The 19,145-nt window shown below is 53.7% G+C and carries 24 protein-coding genes; 23 read left to right on the top strand and 1 reads right to left on the bottom strand.

What is annotated here, in order from left to right:
• The first annotated feature begins 6 nt into the window (after positions 1 to 6).
• The 17 genes from H8705_RS01515 to H8705_RS01595 all read left to right on the top strand — a co-directional run bounded on the left by H8705_RS01515 (position 7) and on the right by H8705_RS01595 (position 13,522).
• Positions 7 to 564 (top strand): MT-A70 family methyltransferase, encoded by a 558-nt coding sequence (locus H8705_RS01515; protein ID WP_262394097.1) that lies wholly within the window; start codon positions 7 to 9, stop codon positions 562 to 564.
• Between the two features lie 3 nt (positions 565 to 567).
• Positions 568 to 963 carry a PrgI family protein gene (locus H8705_RS01520; protein ID WP_262394098.1) on the top strand — a complete coding sequence of 132 codons (396 nt, stop codon included), beginning with the start codon at positions 568 to 570 and terminating at the stop codon, positions 961 to 963.
• Entirely contained in the window at positions 911 to 3,280 is a 2,370-nt protein-coding gene (locus H8705_RS01525; RefSeq protein WP_392392055.1) for a VirB4-like conjugal transfer ATPase, CD1110 family, read from the top strand. Before H8705_RS01520 ends, H8705_RS01525 begins: the two co-directional genes overlap by 53 nt.
• Positions 3,261 to 5,012, top strand: coding sequence for a C40 family peptidase (locus H8705_RS01530; protein WP_262394099.1), 1,752 nt, complete (start codon positions 3,261 to 3,263; stop codon positions 5,010 to 5,012). Before H8705_RS01525 ends, H8705_RS01530 begins: the two co-directional genes overlap by 20 nt.
• 13 nt (positions 5,013 to 5,025) lie before the next feature.
• Entirely contained in the window at positions 5,026 to 5,277 is a 252-nt protein-coding gene (locus H8705_RS01535; protein ID WP_087232213.1) for a DUF4315 family protein, read from the top strand.
• Between the two features lie 2 nt (positions 5,278 to 5,279).
• Positions 5,280 to 6,065: a DUF4366 domain-containing protein gene (locus H8705_RS01540; protein WP_262394241.1), complete on the top strand. Its 786-nt coding sequence runs from the start codon at positions 5,280 to 5,282 to the stop codon at positions 6,063 to 6,065.
• Positions 6,066 to 6,242: 177 nt separating this feature from the next.
• Positions 6,243 to 6,611, top strand: a complete 369-nt coding sequence (locus H8705_RS01545) for a cysteine-rich VLP domain-containing protein (protein WP_262394100.1) — start codon at positions 6,243 to 6,245, stop codon at positions 6,609 to 6,611.
• An 89-nt stretch (positions 6,612 to 6,700) separates the two neighbouring features.
• Positions 6,701 to 7,513 carry a defense against restriction DarA-related protein gene (locus H8705_RS01550; RefSeq protein ID WP_262394101.1) on the top strand — a complete coding sequence of 271 codons (813 nt, stop codon included), beginning with the start codon at positions 6,701 to 6,703 and terminating at the stop codon, positions 7,511 to 7,513.
• Positions 7,514 to 7,523: 10 nt separating this feature from the next.
• The gene (locus tag H8705_RS01555) at positions 7,524 to 7,688 is read left to right on the top strand and encodes a hypothetical protein (RefSeq protein WP_262394102.1); all 165 of its coding nucleotides are present in this window, start codon (positions 7,524 to 7,526) and stop codon (positions 7,686 to 7,688) included.
• Entirely contained in the window at positions 7,685 to 8,032 is a 348-nt protein-coding gene (locus H8705_RS01560) for a plasmid mobilization protein (RefSeq protein WP_262394103.1), read from the top strand. The genes H8705_RS01555 and H8705_RS01560 overlap by 4 nt, the downstream gene beginning before the upstream one ends.
• 159 nt (positions 8,033 to 8,191) lie before the next feature.
• Positions 8,192 to 8,482 carry a CD1845 family protein gene (locus tag H8705_RS01565; RefSeq protein WP_195560228.1) on the top strand — a complete coding sequence of 97 codons (291 nt, stop codon included), beginning with the start codon at positions 8,192 to 8,194 and terminating at the stop codon, positions 8,480 to 8,482.
• 147 nt (positions 8,483 to 8,629) lie between these two features.
• Entirely contained in the window at positions 8,630 to 9,976 is a 1,347-nt protein-coding gene (locus H8705_RS01570) for a relaxase/mobilization nuclease domain-containing protein (protein WP_262394104.1), read from the top strand.
• Positions 9,977 to 10,234: 258 nt separating this feature from the next.
• The gene (locus H8705_RS01575) at positions 10,235 to 10,840 is read left to right on the top strand and encodes a TetR/AcrR family transcriptional regulator (protein ID WP_087384499.1); all 606 of its coding nucleotides are present in this window, start codon (positions 10,235 to 10,237) and stop codon (positions 10,838 to 10,840) included.
• Positions 10,837 to 11,724, top strand: a complete 888-nt coding sequence (locus H8705_RS01580; protein ID WP_015574139.1) for an ABC transporter ATP-binding protein — start codon at positions 10,837 to 10,839, stop codon at positions 11,722 to 11,724. The genes H8705_RS01575 and H8705_RS01580 overlap by 4 nt, the downstream gene beginning before the upstream one ends.
• A 9-nt stretch (positions 11,725 to 11,733) precedes the next feature.
• Complete coding sequence (locus tag H8705_RS01585; RefSeq protein WP_015544018.1) at positions 11,734 to 12,525, top strand: ABC transporter permease subunit; 792 nt, start codon at positions 11,734 to 11,736, stop codon at positions 12,523 to 12,525.
• 12 nt (positions 12,526 to 12,537) lie between these two features.
• Positions 12,538 to 13,323, top strand: coding sequence for an ABC transporter permease subunit (locus tag H8705_RS01590; RefSeq protein ID WP_015574138.1), 786 nt, complete (start codon positions 12,538 to 12,540; stop codon positions 13,321 to 13,323).
• A 1-nt stretch (position 13,324) separates the two neighbouring features.
• The gene (locus H8705_RS01595; protein WP_015574137.1) at positions 13,325 to 13,522 is read left to right on the top strand and encodes a cysteine-rich KTR domain-containing protein; all 198 of its coding nucleotides are present in this window, start codon (positions 13,325 to 13,327) and stop codon (positions 13,520 to 13,522) included.
• 22 nt (positions 13,523 to 13,544) lie between these two features.
• Here the strand turns inward: H8705_RS01595 and H8705_RS01600 are convergent, their stop codons facing one another.
• Positions 13,545 to 13,670 carry a hypothetical protein gene (locus H8705_RS01600; protein WP_262394105.1) on the bottom strand — a complete coding sequence of 42 codons (126 nt, stop codon included), beginning with the start codon at positions 13,668 to 13,670 and terminating at the stop codon, positions 13,545 to 13,547.
• A 253-nt stretch (positions 13,671 to 13,923) separates the two neighbouring features.
• Between H8705_RS01600 and H8705_RS01605 the strand changes: the two genes are divergently transcribed.
• From H8705_RS01605 to H8705_RS01630, 6 genes are all read left to right on the top strand, one after another.
• Entirely contained in the window at positions 13,924 to 14,334 is a 411-nt protein-coding gene (locus H8705_RS01605) for a sigma-70 family RNA polymerase sigma factor (protein WP_262394106.1), read from the top strand.
• A 287-nt stretch (positions 14,335 to 14,621) separates the two neighbouring features.
• Positions 14,622 to 14,885, top strand: a complete 264-nt coding sequence (locus H8705_RS01610; protein ID WP_449355182.1) for a hypothetical protein — start codon at positions 14,622 to 14,624, stop codon at positions 14,883 to 14,885.
• A 109-nt stretch (positions 14,886 to 14,994) separates the two neighbouring features.
• Positions 14,995 to 15,168 (top strand): hypothetical protein, encoded by a 174-nt coding sequence (locus tag H8705_RS01615; protein ID WP_022200308.1) that lies wholly within the window; start codon positions 14,995 to 14,997, stop codon positions 15,166 to 15,168.
• 84 nt (positions 15,169 to 15,252) lie between these two features.
• Positions 15,253 to 16,734 carry a recombinase family protein gene (locus H8705_RS01620; RefSeq protein ID WP_262394107.1) on the top strand — a complete coding sequence of 494 codons (1,482 nt, stop codon included), beginning with the start codon at positions 15,253 to 15,255 and terminating at the stop codon, positions 16,732 to 16,734.
• 91 nt (positions 16,735 to 16,825) lie between these two features.
• Positions 16,826 to 17,614, top strand: coding sequence for a protein-ADP-ribose hydrolase (locus H8705_RS01625; protein ID WP_262394108.1), 789 nt, complete (start codon positions 16,826 to 16,828; stop codon positions 17,612 to 17,614).
• A gap of 402 nt (positions 17,615 to 18,016) precedes the next feature.
• Positions 18,017 to 19,111, top strand: a complete 1,095-nt coding sequence (locus H8705_RS01630) for an ornithine cyclodeaminase family domain (RefSeq protein WP_262394109.1) — start codon at positions 18,017 to 18,019, stop codon at positions 19,109 to 19,111.
• Positions 19,112 to 19,145 lie beyond the last annotated feature (34 nt).

The raw sequence follows: 19,145 nt of genomic DNA on the forward strand, positions 1-19,145 counted from the left end.
TATTCTGTGATCTATGCCGATCCCCCCTGGCGCTACACGCAAAAGGGCTTGCAGGGTGCGGCGGAGAAGCATTACCCCACAATGGGAATTGACGAGTTATGCACGCTCCCGGTGGCTGATCTGGCGGCCCCGGACAGCGTGCTTTTTTTGTGGGCCACGTTCCCACAGCTCCCGGAGGCCCTGCGGCTGATCAATGCGTGGGGCTTTCAATATAAGTCCGTGGCTTTCGTCTGGCTGAAGAAAAACCGAAAGTCCGAGAGCTGGTTTTATGGCTTGGGCTTTTGGACGAGGGGCAACGCGGAGGTTTGCCTGCTGGCGACACGGGGACACCCGAAACGGCAGGCGGCAAACGTCCATCAATTCATTATTGCCCCGATCCAGGAGCACAGCCGAAAGCCGGATGAGGCCCGTGATAAGATCGTGACCCTCATGGGCGATGTGCCCAGGGTGGAGCTGTTCGCCCGGCAGTCCCCGCCCGGCTGGGATGTGTGGGGGAACGAGGTGGAAAGCACCGTCCCGGACTTCTGGACAAAGTGTCCAGAGGTGGGCGCGAAAGGAGGTTGATCCATGCCCTATGTGAATGTTCCTAACGACTTATCCAAAATCAAGACCAAACTGGCCTTTAACCTGACGAAACGCCAGCTTGTGTGTTTCGGGATCGCGGCGGCGGTGGGCATCCCGTCCTATCTGCTGGCCCGGAGCTCCATCGGCAACACGGGAGCCATGTTCCTGATGATGGCGGTGGCGCTCCCGGCGTTCCTGCTGGCGATGTACGAAAAAGACGGGCTCCCCTTTGAAAAGGTGGTGCGGAACGTCCTGCGGGCCCGTTTCCTGCGGCCTGGGGTGAGGCCCTACCAGACGGAAAATATCTATGCCCCGTTTACCCAGCGGGGCGCTGTGAGAAAGGAGGATGCGATTGCAAAAAGCAAACAGCCCAAAGCGCGGCCCCGGAAAGGCCGCTAACCGGAAAGCTGCGTTGTCTGCCCAGCAGACGATCCCCTATCTGGTGATGCACCCGGACGGGGTGTGCCAGCTCCCCGGTGGGCTCTACACGAAAACCGTGGAATATGAGGACATCAATTATTCCGTGGCATCTACCGAGGATCAGACGGCGATTTTCAGCGGGTGGAGCTCGTTTCTCAATTACTTTGACAGCTCCCTGCCGTTCCAGCTCTCCTTTATCAACCGCCGCTCCCGTTCCCGGAGCAAGTACAAGGTCAATATTCCCCCGGCACAGGATGACTTTGACAGCATCCGGGCCGAGTTCACAAGTATGCTGAAAAATCAGATCGCCAAAAGTAACAACGGCATCGAGAGGTCTAAATACATTACGTTTGGCCTGCCTGCCGAGGGGATCGCGGAGGCCCGGCCCCGCCTGGAACGGGTAGAGGCCGATGTGACAGGCAATCTGAAACGGCTGGGCGTTCCCTCTGCTCCGATGGACGGGCAGGAACGGCTGGCGCTGCTTCACAGTCAGATGCACCCCGGCAGCCGGAAGCCGTTCCGCTTCTCCTGGCAGGACATTCCCCGGACGGGCATGGGGACAAAGGACTTTATCGCCCCGGACAGCTTCGACTTCCGGCAATCCCGGACATTCCGCATCGGCCAGTATTGGGGCGCTGCATCCTACTTGCAGATTTTGGCGTCCGAGCTCTCTGACAAGCTCCTGGCGGAAATTCTGGAGCTGGATGCGGAAATGACCGTTACCATGCACATTCAGACGGTGGATCAGCTCAAAGCCATTAAGACCATCAAGGGAAAGCTCTCCGACATTGGCAAAATGAAAGTGGAGGAACAGCGCAAGGCGGTGCGGGCCGGGTACGATCCCGACATCCTGCCCCCTGACCTGATCACGTTCAGCAAGGACGCGGCGGAGCTCCTGGCCGATCTCCAGTCCCGCAACGAGCGAATGTTCCTCCAGACGTTCACGGTCATCAATATCGCCCCCACCCGGCAGCGGTTGGAAAATGATGTGTTTACCGTGGGCGGCATCGCGCAGAAATATAACTGCGCCTTGAAGCGGCTGGACTGGCAGCAGGAACAAGCGTTTGTGTCCTCTCTGGCCCTGGGCTATAACGAGGTGGAAATCCAGCGGGGCATGACAACCAGCTCCACGGCGATTTTCATTCCCTTTATGACCAGGGAGCTCCGCATGGCTGGGCCGTCCCTCTACTACGGCATGAACGCTCTTTCGCATAACGTCATTATGGCGGATCGGAAAAAGCTGAAATCGGCCAACGGCTTGTATCTCGGCTCCACGGGCTCCGGCAAGAGCTTCGCCGCAAAGCGCGAGATCATCAACGTGTTTCTGGCCATCCCTAAAGACCGGATTATCATTGTCGATCCGATGGGGGAATATGCCCCGCTGGTGCGTAGGCTGGGCGGCCAGGTGGTGGAGATTGCGCCCGGCTCCCCCAACCATATCAATCCAATGGACATCCAGCTTGATCTGGACGATGACGAAAGCCCGCTTTCCATGAAAGCGGATTTTTTATTGTCCCTGTGCGAGCTGGTGGTGGGCGGCAAGGACGGCCTGCAACCCATCGAAAAGACGGTGATTGACCGCTGTGTGCGGCTTATTTACCGGGACATGGCCCTGGGCCTGGGGGACGGCAAGCCGCCCTTGCTCCAGGACTTGTACGAGGAGCTTCTGAAACAGCCGGAGCCGGAGGCCCGGAGGGTGGCAACTGCCCTGGAGCTCTACTGTACGGGCTCCCTTAACCTGTTCAACCACCAGACCAACGTAAAATTGACGGCGCATATTGTCTGCATCGTCCTCAAAGGGCTGGGAGAAAACCTCCGCAAGATCGCCATGCACGTTACCAACGACTTTGTAACTTCGGCAGTCAATGTGAATTTCCACAACGGCGTTTCTACCTGGTGCTACTTTGACGAGTTCCACATCCTGCTCCGGGACGCGCTTACCGCCAGCTACTTTGTGGCCGTGTGGAAGATGCTCCGCAAAAAGGGCTGCGTCCCCTCAGCTTTAACGCAGAACGTCAAAGACCTTTTGGCCAGCCGGGAGATCGAGGCCATTCTGGACAACACCGACTTTATGATCCTGCTGTCCCAGGCCCAAAGTGACCGGGCGATTTTGGCGAAACAGCTCGGCATTTCCGAGCATCAGCTCTCCTACATCACCCACTCCAATTCCGGCGAGGGCCTGCTGTTCTATGGGGATGTGACGATCCCCTTTGTGGATCGGTTCCCCCGTGGGGAGATCTATAACCTGCTGACCACGCGCCCGGAGGACTTGAAGAATGAAGCGAAAACCGAATAAACCCCAACAGGAGCCCAGGGAGCGCCCCGGCTCCTGGGAGGAGCCCGCCGATCCCGGCGGCGCTTCTTCCGGGGGTGCTGGGGGCGGCTCCCCTGGCGGTGCCGGGACAGAGGGTACTTCTGGACAAAGTGTCCACAAGTCAAAATTCCGGCAGAAAAGCAAACAGGAACAGGCCGCCGCTTCTAAGCTCCGCATGGAAAAGCGCGGGGAAAAGCTGGAGGCGGCCAAAGGCAAGCTGGCAAAACAGAAGCCCCCGAAAAAACCGGGCCCCATCCGGCGGGTGGGCCGCGCCGCTGGCGGGGCCGCCCACGGCTTTGTGCATGGGAAGATTTACGAAAACGAGCAGGAAAACGTGGGCATCGAGGGGGCCCACCGCTCCGAGCTGGTGGGCGAGGCCGCCCTGCGGCATGGCTCCCGGTTCGTGAAGCGGAAAGTCCGGGAACATCCGGCAAAGGCGGTCCAGCGGGCCGAGTCCAAATATGTCAAGGCCACGGCGGACTATCACTTCCGCATGGCCGCCCAGGAGCACCCGGAAATGTCCGGCAACCCGGTTTCCCGGATGTGGCGCAGGCACCGCTTGAAAAAGCAGTACCAGAAGCGGGCGCGGGAGGCGGTCAAGACCGGGGCGGCAGGCGCGGCGAAAAAGACAGCCGCCGCCACAGAAAAGGCCGGGGCAAAGATGGTAGGCTTTGTGAAGCGGCATCCCGTGGGGGTAGTGCTGGCCCTGGCCTGCGTGCTCCTGCTCTTTATGATGCAGTCCTGTTCGTCCTCCCTGGTGACGCTTGGCAACGCCGGGGCGGGCGCGGTGGGTGCGACTACCTACCCATCCCAGGACGAGGAAATGCTGGCGGCGGAGGCGGCTTATGTGGGAATGGAGGCGGAGCTCCAGGATTACCTGGACAGCTACGAAAGCACCCACGACTATGACGAGTACCACTTCGACTTGGACAGCATTGAGCACGATCCCTATGTGCTGATCTCTATCCTGTCTGTGCTCCATGAGGGGGCATGGACGCTGGATCAGGTGCAGGGGACGCTGGAAACCCTCTTTGACCGCCAGTACATTCTCACCGAGGATGTGGTGGTTGAGGTGCGCTATCGGACGGAAAGCCGGACGGACAGCGAGGGCAATTCCTACACGGTAGAGGTGCCCTACAATTACTATATCTGTTATGTCACGCTGGAAAACCGCAACCTGTCCCATCTGCCCCTGGAAATGATGAACGAGGAGCAGATGTCCCGGTACTCCCTCTATATGTCCACCCTGGGGAACCGGCCTGACCTGTTCCCGGAGTCGGCCTATGTAGGAAAATACGTTACCAACCCGCCCGCCGGATATGACGTGCCGGGGGAATATCTGGACGATGAAACCTTTGCGGCCATGCTCACCGAGGCGGAGAAATACCTGGGCTATCCCTATGTGTGGGGAGGCTCCAGTCCGGCCACGTCCTTTGACTGTTCCGGCTTCGTGTCCTGGGTGATCAATCACAGCGGCTGGAATGTGGGCCGCCTGGGGGCCCAGGGGCTCTATAACATCTGTACCCCTACCAGCAATCCAAAGCCCGGCGATCTGGTGTTCTTTGTCGGCACCTATGACACGGCGGGCGTGTCCCACTGTGGTATCTATGTGGGGGACGGGATGATGATCCACTGTGGCGATCCCATACAATATGCAAATTTGAATACAAGTTACTGGCAATCTCATTTTTACGCCTACGGGCGTTTACCCTGACAAGGAGGTATCTATGGCGGTAAGCAAAAGCCAGAAAATCCAGGCCGAGATTGATAAGGTCAAGGCCAAAATCAGCGAACAGCAGGCCCGGCTCAAGGAGCTGGAGAAGAACAAGCAGGAGGCCGAAAACAGCGAGATCGTGGACATCGTGCGGGGCATGAGCATTTCCCTGGAGGAACTCCCCCTGGTGCTCCAGCGGCTCCGGGACGGCACTTCTGGACAAAGTGTCCAGAAGTCCGAGGACGGCGGAAAGGAGGAAAATTGAAGATGAAACGCTTTCGGGTGATGGCGGCGGCGCTGTGTGCCGCCGTTCTTTTATGCGGATTTAGCGTCCCGGCCTATGCCTATGCGGACGGCGGCGAGGGCGCGGACTATGGCGATCCCACCATGACCGAGGAAACCCAGGCCCCGGAGCCGGAGCCCACCATTGAACCGGGCGAGGGCTTCTCGGAGGAGGGAAACCTTGTAACCCGCGATCTGCTCTATGACGAGCACACCAACAAGCAGTTTATTACGGTGCAGACCAGCGGCGGCAACACGTTCTATATCGTCATTGACTATGACAAGCCCGTGGACGAAGAGGGCGAACAGTACGAAACCTACTTTTTCAGCGTTGTGGATGAGGCCGATCTGCTGGCTGCGGCGGAGGCCGCTGGCGTGGAACAGGCGGTGTGCTCCTGCTCTGAAAAATGCGAGGCGGGGGCCGTGAATACAGAGTGCGCCGTCTGCTCGGTCAATATGAACAAGTGCGTGGGCGTTGAGCCGGAGCCGGAGCCCACGGAAACCGAGAAACCCGCCCCGGAGGAGGCCGAGCCGGAAACGGGCGGCAACATGGGGATGCTCCTGGCGGTGCTGGCCGTGGCCTTAGTGGGCGGCGGCGCGGCGTTCTATTTCAAGGTGCTGCGCCCGAAGCATCAGAAAGCCGCCGAGCCCCAGGAGGACTACGGCGGGGAGCTGGATGACTATGACGGGCCGGACGGCTACGGGGACGAGGACGAGGACGGCCCGCCCTGGGACGAGGAGGATGATGACGGAGAGGAGGCTGACAAATGAGGTTTACTGACAGCCCCTTTGAAAAAATGATGAAGCAAAAACCCCGGCCCCAGGCTCCGGCCCCGGCGAAACCGCCCAGGGGCTCCCGGTGCTCCGGGTGCCCCTACTGGCGGGGCATCGGCTGTGTGTCCTGCTACCGGGAACTCATGCGGGCCCCGGCTGGCGGGAGGTGACGGCTTGGCCCGTGAACTGACACGCGAGGAAAAACGGGCGATCCGCGCCCTGGTAACAAAGTGGTGCGCCAACTATGACCGGGAGTGCGGGTGTCTGCCCCTGGACTGTGAGTGCTATATGCTGGGGAAATGCTGGACGGGTGCTTACTGCCGCTACTTCCGGGAGGCCGTCCTGCCCCTTGATCCGGCCCTGGAGGTGTCCCTGCTAAGTGAGGGCCCCAGGCCGGATTTTAAGCCCTGCCCCATCTGCGGCGAGGCCGTTCCCCCGGATCGGCGGCAGGCTTACTGCTCGGCGGCCTGTGCGAAGAAAGCCCACCGCCGACAACAGCGGGACTATATGCGGAAAAAGCGGGGCTGGGGCGTTGACAATTAGGCCCCGGAAAATCCCCGGTTTACAAGGCGTTCCGAGGCCGTTTTCGGGGCAGGCCGTATCCAACTACGGCTTGCCCCCGTTTGGCCCGGATGCTGTCAACATCAAGAGGAGGTGTTATTCTGGAAGAAAATCAAGGTTATGTGATCCGCCGCACGATCCTGTTTGACAATCAGTGCGGTTTTGCCCTGGGGGAAAATAGCAGGGCCCCTAATCCCTATGTGACGTGGCGGTTTAACGAGCAGGACGGCCAGCGAAATTACTTTTGGGGCCACTACATGAATGAGCCGGATATGGCGGAACGGGACTTACTCAATCGGGCCGAGGACTACCAGCGGCGCTACCATGTGCAGGCAGTGGAACAGGCCCCGGACAAGGAAACCTATCTGTACTACTCCACCCAGCGGCCTATCGACATCGGCACATACCCGAACAGCTACTTTAACCGCCCTGTCCACATGGATTTATACTTTACCCGCCAGCAAGTGACGGGTGAGGCGTTCCAGGCGTGGGGTGCCATCACCTATGCCCATCCCCTGACGGAACGGGAAATGCAGGACTATGAGCTCCGGCCCTCCCGCAATAACCTGGATATTCGGCGGCAGATGGATGCCCAGGCCCAGGTGGTGGGAAAATGGGAGGACGCTCACCGCGTCCCGGATCAAAAGCGGCTGACGTGGTTTTATCCTGACTTCGGCAGTTATGTGGTGAAAGAATACATCACCCCGGAGCAACTGGCCAGCTTTGCCCGTGGCGTGGAACGCCAGGAGGCGGCGCGGGCTCATAAGGAGGCCAAACGCCAGCCCCCGATTGCAGAGCAACTGAAAGCGGCCCAAAAGGAGGCCCAGGAACACCGGGCCCCGGACGGCCCTAAAAAGAAAGCCCCTGACCGGGGCGACAGATAGGAGGACTGTTATGGAAAAGAAGCGTGAGCAGGATTTTGTCAACCAGGAGGCCCTGCGGCTCTCCGGGGTATTCAATACGCCGATCCCCGCCCAGCCCCCGGAACGGGAAAAGGCGCTGGACAAGGTAAAGGAGCCGCCCCGCGTCTGCCGGAGCCTGGAACGGGAGGAGCGGTGACAAAGAAACGCCGCCGCCCTATCCATCTTCATGTGATGGTGTCCGAGGAGGAGCTGGCGCTGATCCAGGAGCGCATGGCCGAGGCGGGCATCCGAAATATGGGGGCCTATATGCGGAAAATGGCCCTCAATGGCTATGTGCTCCATGTTGACCTGTCACCTGTCCAGGAGCTGGTGTCGCTCCAGCGTCGGTGCTCCAACAACTTAAACCAGGTGGCGATCCGGGCGAATACCTATGGCGGCATTTACCCGGAGGAGATCAAAGCGTTGCAGCGGGACTATGAAAAGCTGTGGCGGCCCCTGTCCGATCTTCTGGAAAAGCTCTCCGCCATTGTGCGGCTCTGACCTGCCGGGGAGCGGCCCTGCGCCGTTCCCCGGCTATCTCGACTTCTGGACACTTTGTCCAGAGGTGGGGATAGCCGAGGCATCCTTGTTGGCCCCCTCTTACGGAGTTATAATATACATATAGAGGCAAATATCAAACTTTTGTAGGAGGTATGAACCATGCGGACGATCTTAAAAATTATCGTGGCTCCTTTTATTCTGGCCTTGATCCTCGCCGTGGCGGTGCTCTCGTTCCTGTCCTGCGTGGCGGGCGCTGTGTGCGTTGTGGCGTGTGTGGGCCTGTCCCTGCTGGCGATCCTTTGCCTGCTGGCCGGGCAGACCACAGGCTGCATCGCCATGTTCGTGCTGGCGTTCCTGGTTTCTCCCTTTGGGCTCCCGGCCCTGGGCGGCTGGCTGGTGGAGCGCCTTTATGGTGTGAAGTATGCGGCGATGGATTTTATGGCAAGCTGATACTTCTGGACACTTTGTCCAGAAGTTCCGGGCGGCGGGTGGAACAGACCGCCGCCCGTTTTTTCTGCTGGGAAAGGAGGTGCGGCTATCGCTACAACCTACATCCGGCCCTACAAGGTAGCGGCTGGGAAAACGGCCATCCAGACGATGGAGGAGCGGTTTGCCTATGGGCTCAATCCGAAAAAGTTGGGGGCTGTGTCTGCCTACCTCTGCGATCCGGCGTCGGCCCCGGCTGAGTTTCTTCTGACAAAGAGCCAGTACCAGGCGGAAACGGGCCGGGCCGTGGAGCGCGGGGCCCTGTTCTTTCAGATCCGGCAGGCGTTCCCGCCTGGTGAGGTCACGCCGGAGGAGGCCAACAAAATCGGCTATGAAACAGCCATGCGCTGGACAAAGGGCAAGTACCAGTTTTTCGTTTGTACCCACATCGACAAGGGCCACATTCATAATCACATTTATTACAACTCCACCGCCCAGGACTGTTCCCGGAAGTTTCATAACTTCATCGGCTCCAGCTTTGCGGTGCGGCGGCTCTCTGACCGGGTGTGCATTGAGCACGAGCTGTCTGTTATCCAAAATCCGAAACAGCACAGCAAAGGTCGCTTTCTCCACTATGGACAATGGATCGGGGAAAAGCCGCCCTCGGCCCAGCAGCGGGTGCGGCTGGGGATCGTGGCGGCCCTGGAGCAAAAGCCCGCCGACTTTCTAGCGTTCCTACGGCATATGGAGGAGTCCGGCTTTCAAGTGAAGCATGGGCGGGGCGGCGCGATCTCATTCCTGGCCCCTGGGCAGGATAAGTACACCCGCCTGCGGGCTTCTACCCTGGGCCCCGGTTTTGATCCCGATGACATCCGGGCGGCGATTGCCGGGGAGCGGCCCATCCCGGAGCTTCCCCAGGACAGCCCGGCCCCGGCCCGGCGCGTCAATCTGATCATCGACATTCAAGAACGCATGGCCCAGGGCAAGGGCCCGGCCTATGAGCGGTGGGCCAAAGTCTATAACATAAAGCAGATGGCCGCCGCGCTCCTGTATCTCCGGGAGCATGGGCTTGCCGATTACGAGGCTCTTGCGGCAAGCACCGAGGCGGCGGTGGATCGGGCTCACAAGCTGGCCGAGGAGCTGCGGGACACGGAGGCCGCCCTTTCCAAAACCTCCGAGCTCATGGGCGCGGTGGTGCAGTATGCAAAGACGCGGCCTGTGTTTGACGGCTACAAGGCGGCCCGGTATAGCAGAAAATATCTGGCCCAGCACGAGGTGGAGCTGGCAGACTACCGGGCGGCAAAGACGGCCATGAGTGAGCTTTTGGGCGGGGCAAAGCTCCCCAAAATGGACACGCTGAAAAAGCAGCGCCGGGAGCTCTCCGAAAAGAAAAAGGCCCTCTATGCGGAATACCGCAAAGCGCAGTCGGATATGCGGCAGGCTGTGGCGGTCAAGGCGAATATCGATCATCTGCTCGGCCACACGGACGAGCAAAAAAATAAGGCCCAGGAGCGTTAGCTCCGGGCCGCCGACAACAGGCGCTTGCGCCGGGACTTCTGGACACTTTGTCCAGAAGTTCAGCGGGTTTGGGGAGCTCCCCAACAAGCATTTTCACGGGCCTGCGGCCTGTGAAAAATTCGGAGTGTGGCCACACCCGAATTGCTTGCCATTTGTGCGCTCCTCTCAAAATAGCGCAAAACGTCTTGACCGATTCGGTTATTTATGTTACACTGTATACAAATAACCGATTCGGTTATTTGAAGGAGCAGAATAGTAATGGAAAAATTATTAGCGCTTTCACAGGAGAAACAGGCAACAATCCGTAATGCGGCGCTTGCCTGTTTCGCAAGACATGGATATGAAAAAACGTCAATCAATGATATTGCGGTAGCGGCAGGTATCTCAAAGGCGTCTATATTCCAGTATTTTGGAAATAAGCAGACACTTTACCAGTATTTATTTGATTACTGCGCTGCCCAAATGAAGCAAGCCTATAACACGAGTGCATTGGAGGAAACTACGGATTTCTTTGACCGTGTATGGGAAGCCAGCGTTATGAAAGTGGAAATCTTAAAAAAGCACCCGCATATTGCGTCGTTTATTGCAAGTGTGGCAGTGGAACCAACGCCTGAATTGAAAAGTGCCATATTTTCAGAAGCAAATGAAAAATATATCGCATCGCTTGTTCTGCATGAGCGGGATTATAAAAAATTCAGACACCCGGAGGATGCAGAATTAGTGTTTCAGATGCTTATGATGCTTGCAAAGGGTATGTCCGTTCAGTTGGAAAGTGGAGTGGATTATGACAGCATGATGAAAGAGTTTCGAAACATCCTAGATATGTTGAAACACAACTTTTACAAGGAGGAATATTTGCCATGAGCAAGCCGGTAATTGTCCTAAACGAACTTACAAAAAGCTATGGAAAACATCGAGGAATTGAAAACATTAGCTTTACTGTTGAACAAGGCGAGGTTTTCGGCTTTATTGGCCCCAATGGAGCAGGAAAATCTACCACAATCCGTACTCTAATGGGCCTGCTGAAACCCTCCAACGGAGGAGCCTCTATCTTTGGGTTAGATTGTAGTCGGGAGCCCGCCCGTATCGCAAAGGATGTGGGGTATCTTCCCAGCGAAAACTGTTACTACAACAATATGAAAGTAAAAGAAATGCTTTTCTACACAGCAGAACTCTATGGTGTGAATGCCCACAGCCGGATGGAAGAATTAGCGGAGCGGTTGAATTTAGACTTATCCAGGCGAATTGGCGATTTGTCTTTAGGGAACAAGAAAAAAGTTGGCATTGTGTCGGCTCTGTTACCCTCTCCGAAGTTGCTGATTATGGACGAGCCTACCAGTGGCCTTGACCCGCTCATCCAGCAGGCTTTCTATGATATTCTGAAAGAAGAAAACAAACGAGGTGTGACCATTTTTCTGTCCTCCCACGTTTTGAGTGAGGTGCAAAGACTTTGTGACCGTGTAGCCATTCTGCGGGAGGGGAAGCTGATCAGTGTTCAATCCATGAAGGAACTGCGGGAAAACGGATACAAGAAAATCTCGCTGACAGCAAAAAGCGCCATTCCAGAGGATTTCTTTTCTGTTCCCGGTACGGCTAATTTAGAGTGGGACAAGAGCAAGACTTCTGTATCCTTTATGTTCAGCGGACCAGTTATGATGATTATGAACCAGCTTCATCGGCTGGAGCTGGAGGATATTTTAATTGAGGAACCGTCATTGGAAGAAGTATTCCTCCACTACTACGAATAGGAGGTCGTTATGTTGATTTTTCGATTTGAATGGAAACGAAAACGAAAATATATTCTGATTTGGGCCGCAACTCTTGCGGTCTGTATCTTCTCCATGACGCCAGTGTATTATGGCATGATTGAAACGGTGGAAACTTTGCCTGTGGAATTTACACAGGGAGGCTTTTTTGAAACGGTTGGTATTTCTCTGGAGCTATTGATGGAGCCACTTGGTATGTACTCGTTCCTCACAGGCTTTTTTATGGTTGCAGGGGGGATTTTCGGGATGCACTTGGGGCTGTCGTTACATACAGAAGAGTGTACGGGAAATACGGCTGAATACTTATACACAAAGCCTTGTGGACGGAAACAGATTTATATGGGAAAGCTGCTATGTGCGCTTGCCGGAATATGTGTAACAGGGATTTTTTATCTGGCGACTTCATTTCTAACGATGACTCTGTTCCGTTTCGGATTTCCCATCGGGGAATTTTTCTTGGTGGCAGGTTCGTTTATTCTCATCTCCCTCTTTTTTGCACTATTGGGACTGATGGTTGGAATATTTCACCCCAATAATCGTTCCCCACTTCTGACAGCCGGATTGGTTGTGTTTGTGGAATATTGTATCACTTCTTTTTCGAGGACTGTCAATATCCGGGCAATCGGCTTTTTATCGCCGTTTTCTTTTTTCAGTCCAGCGGAAATCCACAATGCTGGAACTTATTCATGGGACTATATGCTCTGGTATCTGCTCCTGCTGTTTGGGTTTGCGCTGCTGGCATACTGGAAAATCTTGAAGCGGGATATTGCGTTGGCTGTGTAAAGGAGGAAACGAATGAAGGCGTTAGTGAAAAACGAGCTGCGCTTAACAAGAAAACTACTGCTGATCTGGATGGGAATTGTCTTGATTTTGTGTGGCTTCGCTTACTTTGAGTATTTGTCACTAAAGGAAAGCCTCAATGAGCTGACAGGGCTAATATCGAATTTTCCGAAAATTCTGAAAGCTATGTTTGGTGTGAGCGGTGATCTGACTTCTGCTTTGGGCTGGTATGGCTGTATGTATTATTGGGTCACGATGCTAACCAACAGCTATGCGGTCTATCTCGGTGTTTCGTGTGTAGCGAAAGAACAGGCGCAGGGAACGGCAGAATATCTATTTACAAAACCAGTGGGTCGCAACAAGGTTGTCTGTGCCAAAGCAGTTGCCTGTGTATGTAATTTGCTTGCACTTGCGGTATTCAGCGGGTTATGTAATTATTTTACCGCCATTTTACCGCTAGGCGGTTTAGAGCAAAGAAACGCTGCTTTTACCACCACATTGGGCCTGTTTTTGACAGGGTTGACTTTGTTTGCAATCACGCTTCTGGCCTCCAGCCTGACGAGAACCTATAAAGGGGCTGTTCGGATAGGCGCGGGAATATTATTGCTCTTTTATGGCATCAGCATCACCGCCGAATATCTTGAAGCTCCAATGCTGTACTGCTTAACGCCATTAAAATTCTTCGATGTTTACACAGTGGCAATAAGTGGAATACAGTTTTCGTTCTTCCTATTGGCTATGATAATTGCGATTGGTTCTGTTATCACAGCTCAAAAAGTTTGGACGCTCAGGGAAATTTGAAATGAACGATATGGATAGCTTCGAGTGGCTGCTATGTCCTGTCTGTAACAGTAAAACTCGTATCAAGCTGCGGTTAGATACTGAGCTGAAAAACTTTCCTTTGTTTTGTCCTAAATGCAAACAAGAAACTTTAATCAGCGTAGAAAAATTTAAGATTTTAGTTATCACAGAGCCAGACGCACAGACGCAGAGCCGATAACCCGTTAGCCCTCAGGCGCGGATTATCGGCTCTTTTGTTTTCGGCGGCTGTCAATTAAAGCCGCCGCGTTATACGACGACTTTATGAGGAACACGGCGGTTTCCGAGGAGGGATCGTCGTGTTCATTTTGCTTTTTCATAGTACGCATGATCTTCACCAGCTAAAAAAAGCGTAGCTCCCCCTCCGGGCAAGTCCGGCATTGGACGCGAAATTTGCCAGTACATTAAGAATAATGTCATTTCACGCGCTTGTGTGGCATCACGCCATGCGAGCGCGTTTTTCTATACCCACCTTGGGACAAGTTGTCCCGAGGTAGGCAGGGGCGGCCCCGGCTGCCGATCCCCGCCATCCCCCGTTCAGATCGTCCACCCACAACAAAAATCTGAACGGAGGAAAATATAATGACTACTATCAATCTGAAGGACTTTTACTCTTGGCACACCCATGATGAATATATCGAAGTTTCCGATGAAGTGGCCGCCGAGCTGCGGGCCGACAAGCTGTATGAGGCTGCCTACCAGCGGCGGCTCACCCGGCACAAGGCGCAGTATTCTCTGGACTGTGAGGACGGGATCGAATACTCGGCCTGCCTGCATGAGCCCACGCCCCAGGAAGTCCTGGAACTCAAGGAGCGGTTTATCCGGCTGTGGAACGCGCTCAATTCCCTGCCGGAGATCCAGGGCCGCCGGATCGACGCTCACATCATTCTTGGCATAAGCATCAAAGCGATTGCTGAGGCTGATGGTGTGCATGAGGAGTCCGTCCGCCAGTCTATCAAGCGGGGCCTGGAACGCATGAAAAAAACTTTTTGATTTTTGCTGTTTCCCCACTTGGAATTGATGTAAAAATGTCTTGGTTATTAGAGAGGGAAATATAAACCTCTCCGCAACGGAACGGCGGCGGCCCTGAGCATAGCGCGGGAAGCCGGGCGGCGGGTGCGCGGTGACTTCTCTCCACGGAGAACGAGCGACAAACACCAGCGCCGCAGGTGGGCCGGGCCAACCCACGGCCACGATCCGCCAGTGGACAGGCTGGCCGCCTGTCCCTCCGGGCCGCCGTTCCCCGTTGCGTGGGGATGCCGCGCCGAGTATGGTTGTCTTTGGACAGGTCAAGGAAACGGGCGCGGCACTCCCTAATTTATCAAGAAAGAGGGGAACGCTCTATGAACTATGATCCAGAACTGGCGGCCTTGCTCTCCCAGCCGTGGAGCAACGATGCCTGCCGGGGGTACGTCATCGCCGCGATGGAGCGGTGCGGCTTTAAGCCGTCCGACATTAAACAGGTGATGGTCGAGCTTTACGAGGTATTCGACTATACCACTTTGCAGGAGGCCGAGGCTTACTACGAGCGGAGCCCTTACTAAGTTCTGGACACTTTGTCCAGAGGTACATATCCGGCCAAAGGCCAGCACTTTCCCGGTGCTGGCCTTTGCCATGTTTCAAGACATTCTTTGATTGTATGGGAGGGATTTTATGCAGGCACAGGTCAAATATGAAAGTGAAATCAAAACTGCTGTTCTCGGAGATCGCACGATCACCGTCAAAAATCTCACCCCCGTTTTTTCCCCGCAGGAACAGGACAAGCGCAACCGCGAGATCGAGCGGCGGCTGTTTGACGTGTTCCGCAAATATGCCGGGCGGGGGTAGGCCAGAGTCATCCTTGTAGTAAGGGGGCGGCAGAGGTACAATATAATTGTAGGTTGGCTCCCGTTTAACGGAAGGGAGCTAATTATGGATAGTAGAATAGATGCAATTTATGGGCGGCAGTCGATTGACAAAAAAGACAGTATCAGCATTGAAAGTCAGTTTGAATTTTGCCGCTATGAGCTTAAAGGCGGTGAGGGTAAGGAATACAAAGACAAAGGCTACTCTGGCAAGAACATTGAGCGCCCCGACTTCCAGCGGCTTCTGCAGGACATCAAGCTGGGCTTGATTAAGCGGGTGATCGTCTACAAACTGGATCGGATTAGCCGTTCCATCGTGGACTTCGCAAAGCTCATGGAGCTGTTCAAGCAGTACGATGTGGAGTTTGTGTCCTGCACAGAAAAGTTTGACACTTCCACGCCGATGGGCCGGGCGATGCTCAATATCTGCATTGTCTTTGCCCAGCTTGAACGCGAAAGCATCCAGATGCGTGTGCAGGACGCTTTCTATTCCCGGTGTACCAAAGGCTACTATATGCGGGGCCGGACGCCCTACGGTTTTGATACTGAGCCCATCGTCATGGACGGGATCAAGACAAAGAAGCTGGTGGAAAATGCGGAAATGGATTTTGCCGAGCTGATGTTTCAAATGTATGCGGAACCAGGCAACTCCTACGGCGATATAACCCGGTACTTTGTCAAACACTCCATCAAGGTCTATGACAAGGCTCTCCAGCGGGCTTTTATCTCGAAACTGCTGAGGAACCCCGTCTACGTCCAGGCTGATATGGACATCTACGAATACTTCAAAGCCCAGGGCGTAAAAATCGAAAGTCCCCCGGAAATGTTCACAGGGGACAATAGCTGTTATCTCTATCAAGGGCGCGAGGGCGAGGAGCCGATCCTCGTGATTGCTCCCCACCAGGGGCGCATCCCCTCCCAGCTCTGGCTGACCGTTCAGCGCAAGCTCTCACAAAACACCACATTCCAGAATGGCCGGAAATGCCATAACACATGGCTGGCCGGGAAAATCAAGTGCGGGCGCTGTGGTTACGCCCTGGCAAGTTTGAACGCCAGAAACGGTGTTACCTATTTGCGGTGCAAGCAACGGGCAGACAATAAGAGTTGCGAGGGTGCCGGTACGCTGACCGCGCAAAACATGGAGGCGTTTGTCTACGGTGAGATGGTTAAGAAGATGCGGAAATTCCACACGCTGAAAGGCGGTAAGGAACAAAGCTATAATCCGAAGCTGACCGCCGCCCGTGTTGCCCTGGCAAAGACGGAAAGCGAGATTGAGAAACTTCTGGACACTTTGTCCGGCGCTAATCCGCTTCTCCTGCAATACGCAAACACCCGCATTGAGGAACTGGATGCGGAACGGCAGAAACAGCTCCGGCTGGTCGCAGACCTCACCGCTAATTCTGTTTCCGCTTCACAGATTGATAGTATTACGGGCTATCTCGATGACTGGGAGTCCGTGAGCTTTGACGATAAGCGCAAGGTGGTTGACATACTCATATCACAAATTGACGCTACCAGTGAGAGTGTTACAATCCACTGGAAAATCTAAAACCTTTTCACTTGGCATTATGCCCTTGTAAAAAATAGTTTGCAGAAAATGAGCATACTTGGCGCTGCCTAAAATTTCGGAGGAAGAAAGAATGGAAAGGCTACAACAGCTTTTACAGCTTAATAGTTGGCTGCTTGCTGATATGCCGCAATATCAATGGCAAGCAAGGCAATTTGCAACCGATGAACAATCACAATGGCAGCTTTTTCGTTCTCTCGTCAATGTTCGCGAGCCGCGTCCTGTGAGGGATGATTTTATAAAGCTGCAAGACGCTTTTTTACAACATAAAATTGCCGAGAAAGGTATAACCAATATTTGCGATCTTATTCCTATGAAAGAGCGTCTTTATCTATGGCAAGGTGATATTACCACACTTCAAGTCGGTGCAATCGTCAATGCTGCCAACCGTGGCATGACAGGGTGCTACTGTCCGTTGCATGGGTGCATTGACAATGCAATTCATACCTTTGCCGGTGTGCAACTCCGGCTGGAATGTGCCGCTATGATGAAAGAACAGGGTTATCCAGAACCCACAGGACAAGCGAAAATCACAAAAGCATACAACTTGCCTTGTGACTATATCCTGCATACGGTTGGCCCGATTGTAGCTCATCGCCCTACCGAGAACGATTGTGAATTGCTTGCAAATTGTTATCAATCCTGTTTGGAACTTGCCGATAAAAATAAAATTAAAACAATCGCATTTTGTTGCATCAGCACAGGTGAGTTTCATTTTCCAAATGAAATGGCAGCTTGTATTGCTGTTGAAACGGTAAGGTCCTACTTAGTGTTACACAAAGATATGTCCGTAGTTTTTAATGTATTCAAAGACGAGGATTTTAAGATATACAATCAACTTTTTTCAAAAATGGATTTATAGAGGGTGTATTAAAGTTGTCCTTTTTCTTTGGAAAAACAGCAAAGAACGGTATAGCCGTTTGGCTGCACCGTTCCTTGTTTTAATATTTTCTTAATTCACCGCACCATTTTCGGAGATTTTTTCATTTTAGTAAGAGGTAAGTGATAAAAAGTTCCGCATCTACACTCAACCTCCTCATTGTATTTTCTGGGCGTCTTTGCTATAATGAAAAACAATTATACGGTACAGGCAAACCGTGATAAGAGTATGAAGGCGAGAGATTGTCTGTTTTTTCGTATTTGTGAGGGTTTGACCGCTTATGCCCCCAATGCTATAAGACCTGTAAAAGGTTCAGACCGCCTTAAATTATGGCATAATAAAAACGCTGTTACGGAATTTTTTTATCAATGGAGGAATATTTTTATGGGCTTTCAGCTTCCAAATTTCAATCATCCGGATTTTACTTTACCGCAGTTTGTTGAATCTCCCCAAGCAAAGCTGGTACCTTCGCCCAAAGATAAAGTAGCTCCGGAACAATATCATGCAACGACTATTTTCCCTGAATATTTTAAGATCGGAGGTCAGTGGCTGCTGGCGAAAGAAAGCCGCATGGATTGTGTCGCCGTATATGAAAACGGCGAAATTGTCATTCGGGAGTCCCGCCGCCTCAAACAAGGCGATTTAGTTGTTATTGGCCGGACAGAAGACGCTTCCGAGGGGATTTATGTCCATACCGCCGGTTTTGCCTCCGAAGATTCAAATCCCTTGGAAACCTTTGCCTTTCGCCAGGGGAGATCCAGAGAGACCGCTTATTCGAGAGATTACGATTCTCTTTATGAGCTTCTTCGGCACGAAAGAGAACACGGTTACATAACCTGGGTGCTTGGTCCGGCCTGCGCTTTTGACCACGATTCCCGCACGGCATTTTCTAAGCTAGTACAAAATGGATATGTCAGCGCTTTGCTGGCAGGAAATGCCTTGGCGACCCATGATCTGGAAGCCGCTTATTTAAAAACTGCTTTGGGCCAGGATATTTATACCCAAAAAAGCCAACCCAACGGACATTATAATCATATTGATACGATCAACCGAGTTCGGCTGCACGGTTCTATTCCGGCGTTTATAGAAAAAGAGCAGGTAAAAGACGGCATTATCTATAGCTGTGTAAAAAAACAAGTTCCATTTGTACTGGTGGGATCTATCCGTGACGACGGCCCTCTGCCGGAGGTCTACAGCGACGTTTACGCTGGACAGGACGCCATGAGGCAATGTGTGAAAAAGTCTACGACTGTGATTTGTATGGCTACAACGCTGCATTCGATTGCCACGGGCAATATGACGCCCTCCTTTCGGGTTCTTCCCGATGGTACGGTGCGACCAATCTATTATTACTGTGTGGATATTTCCGAGTTTTCTGTCAATAAACTAAAGGATCGGGGTAGCCTGGGGGTTAAAACGATTGTGACCAATGTGCAGGACTTTGTAGTCAACATCAGCAAAGGATTAGGATTAGAATAAAATAAAAACGGCCCGCCTTTTGGCGGGCCGTTTA

Origin of the sequence: Youxingia wuxianensis, from assembly GCF_014385085.1 — a bacterium.
GTDB classification, from domain to species: Bacteria; Bacillota; Clostridia; order Oscillospirales; family Ruminococcaceae; genus Youxingia; species Youxingia wuxianensis.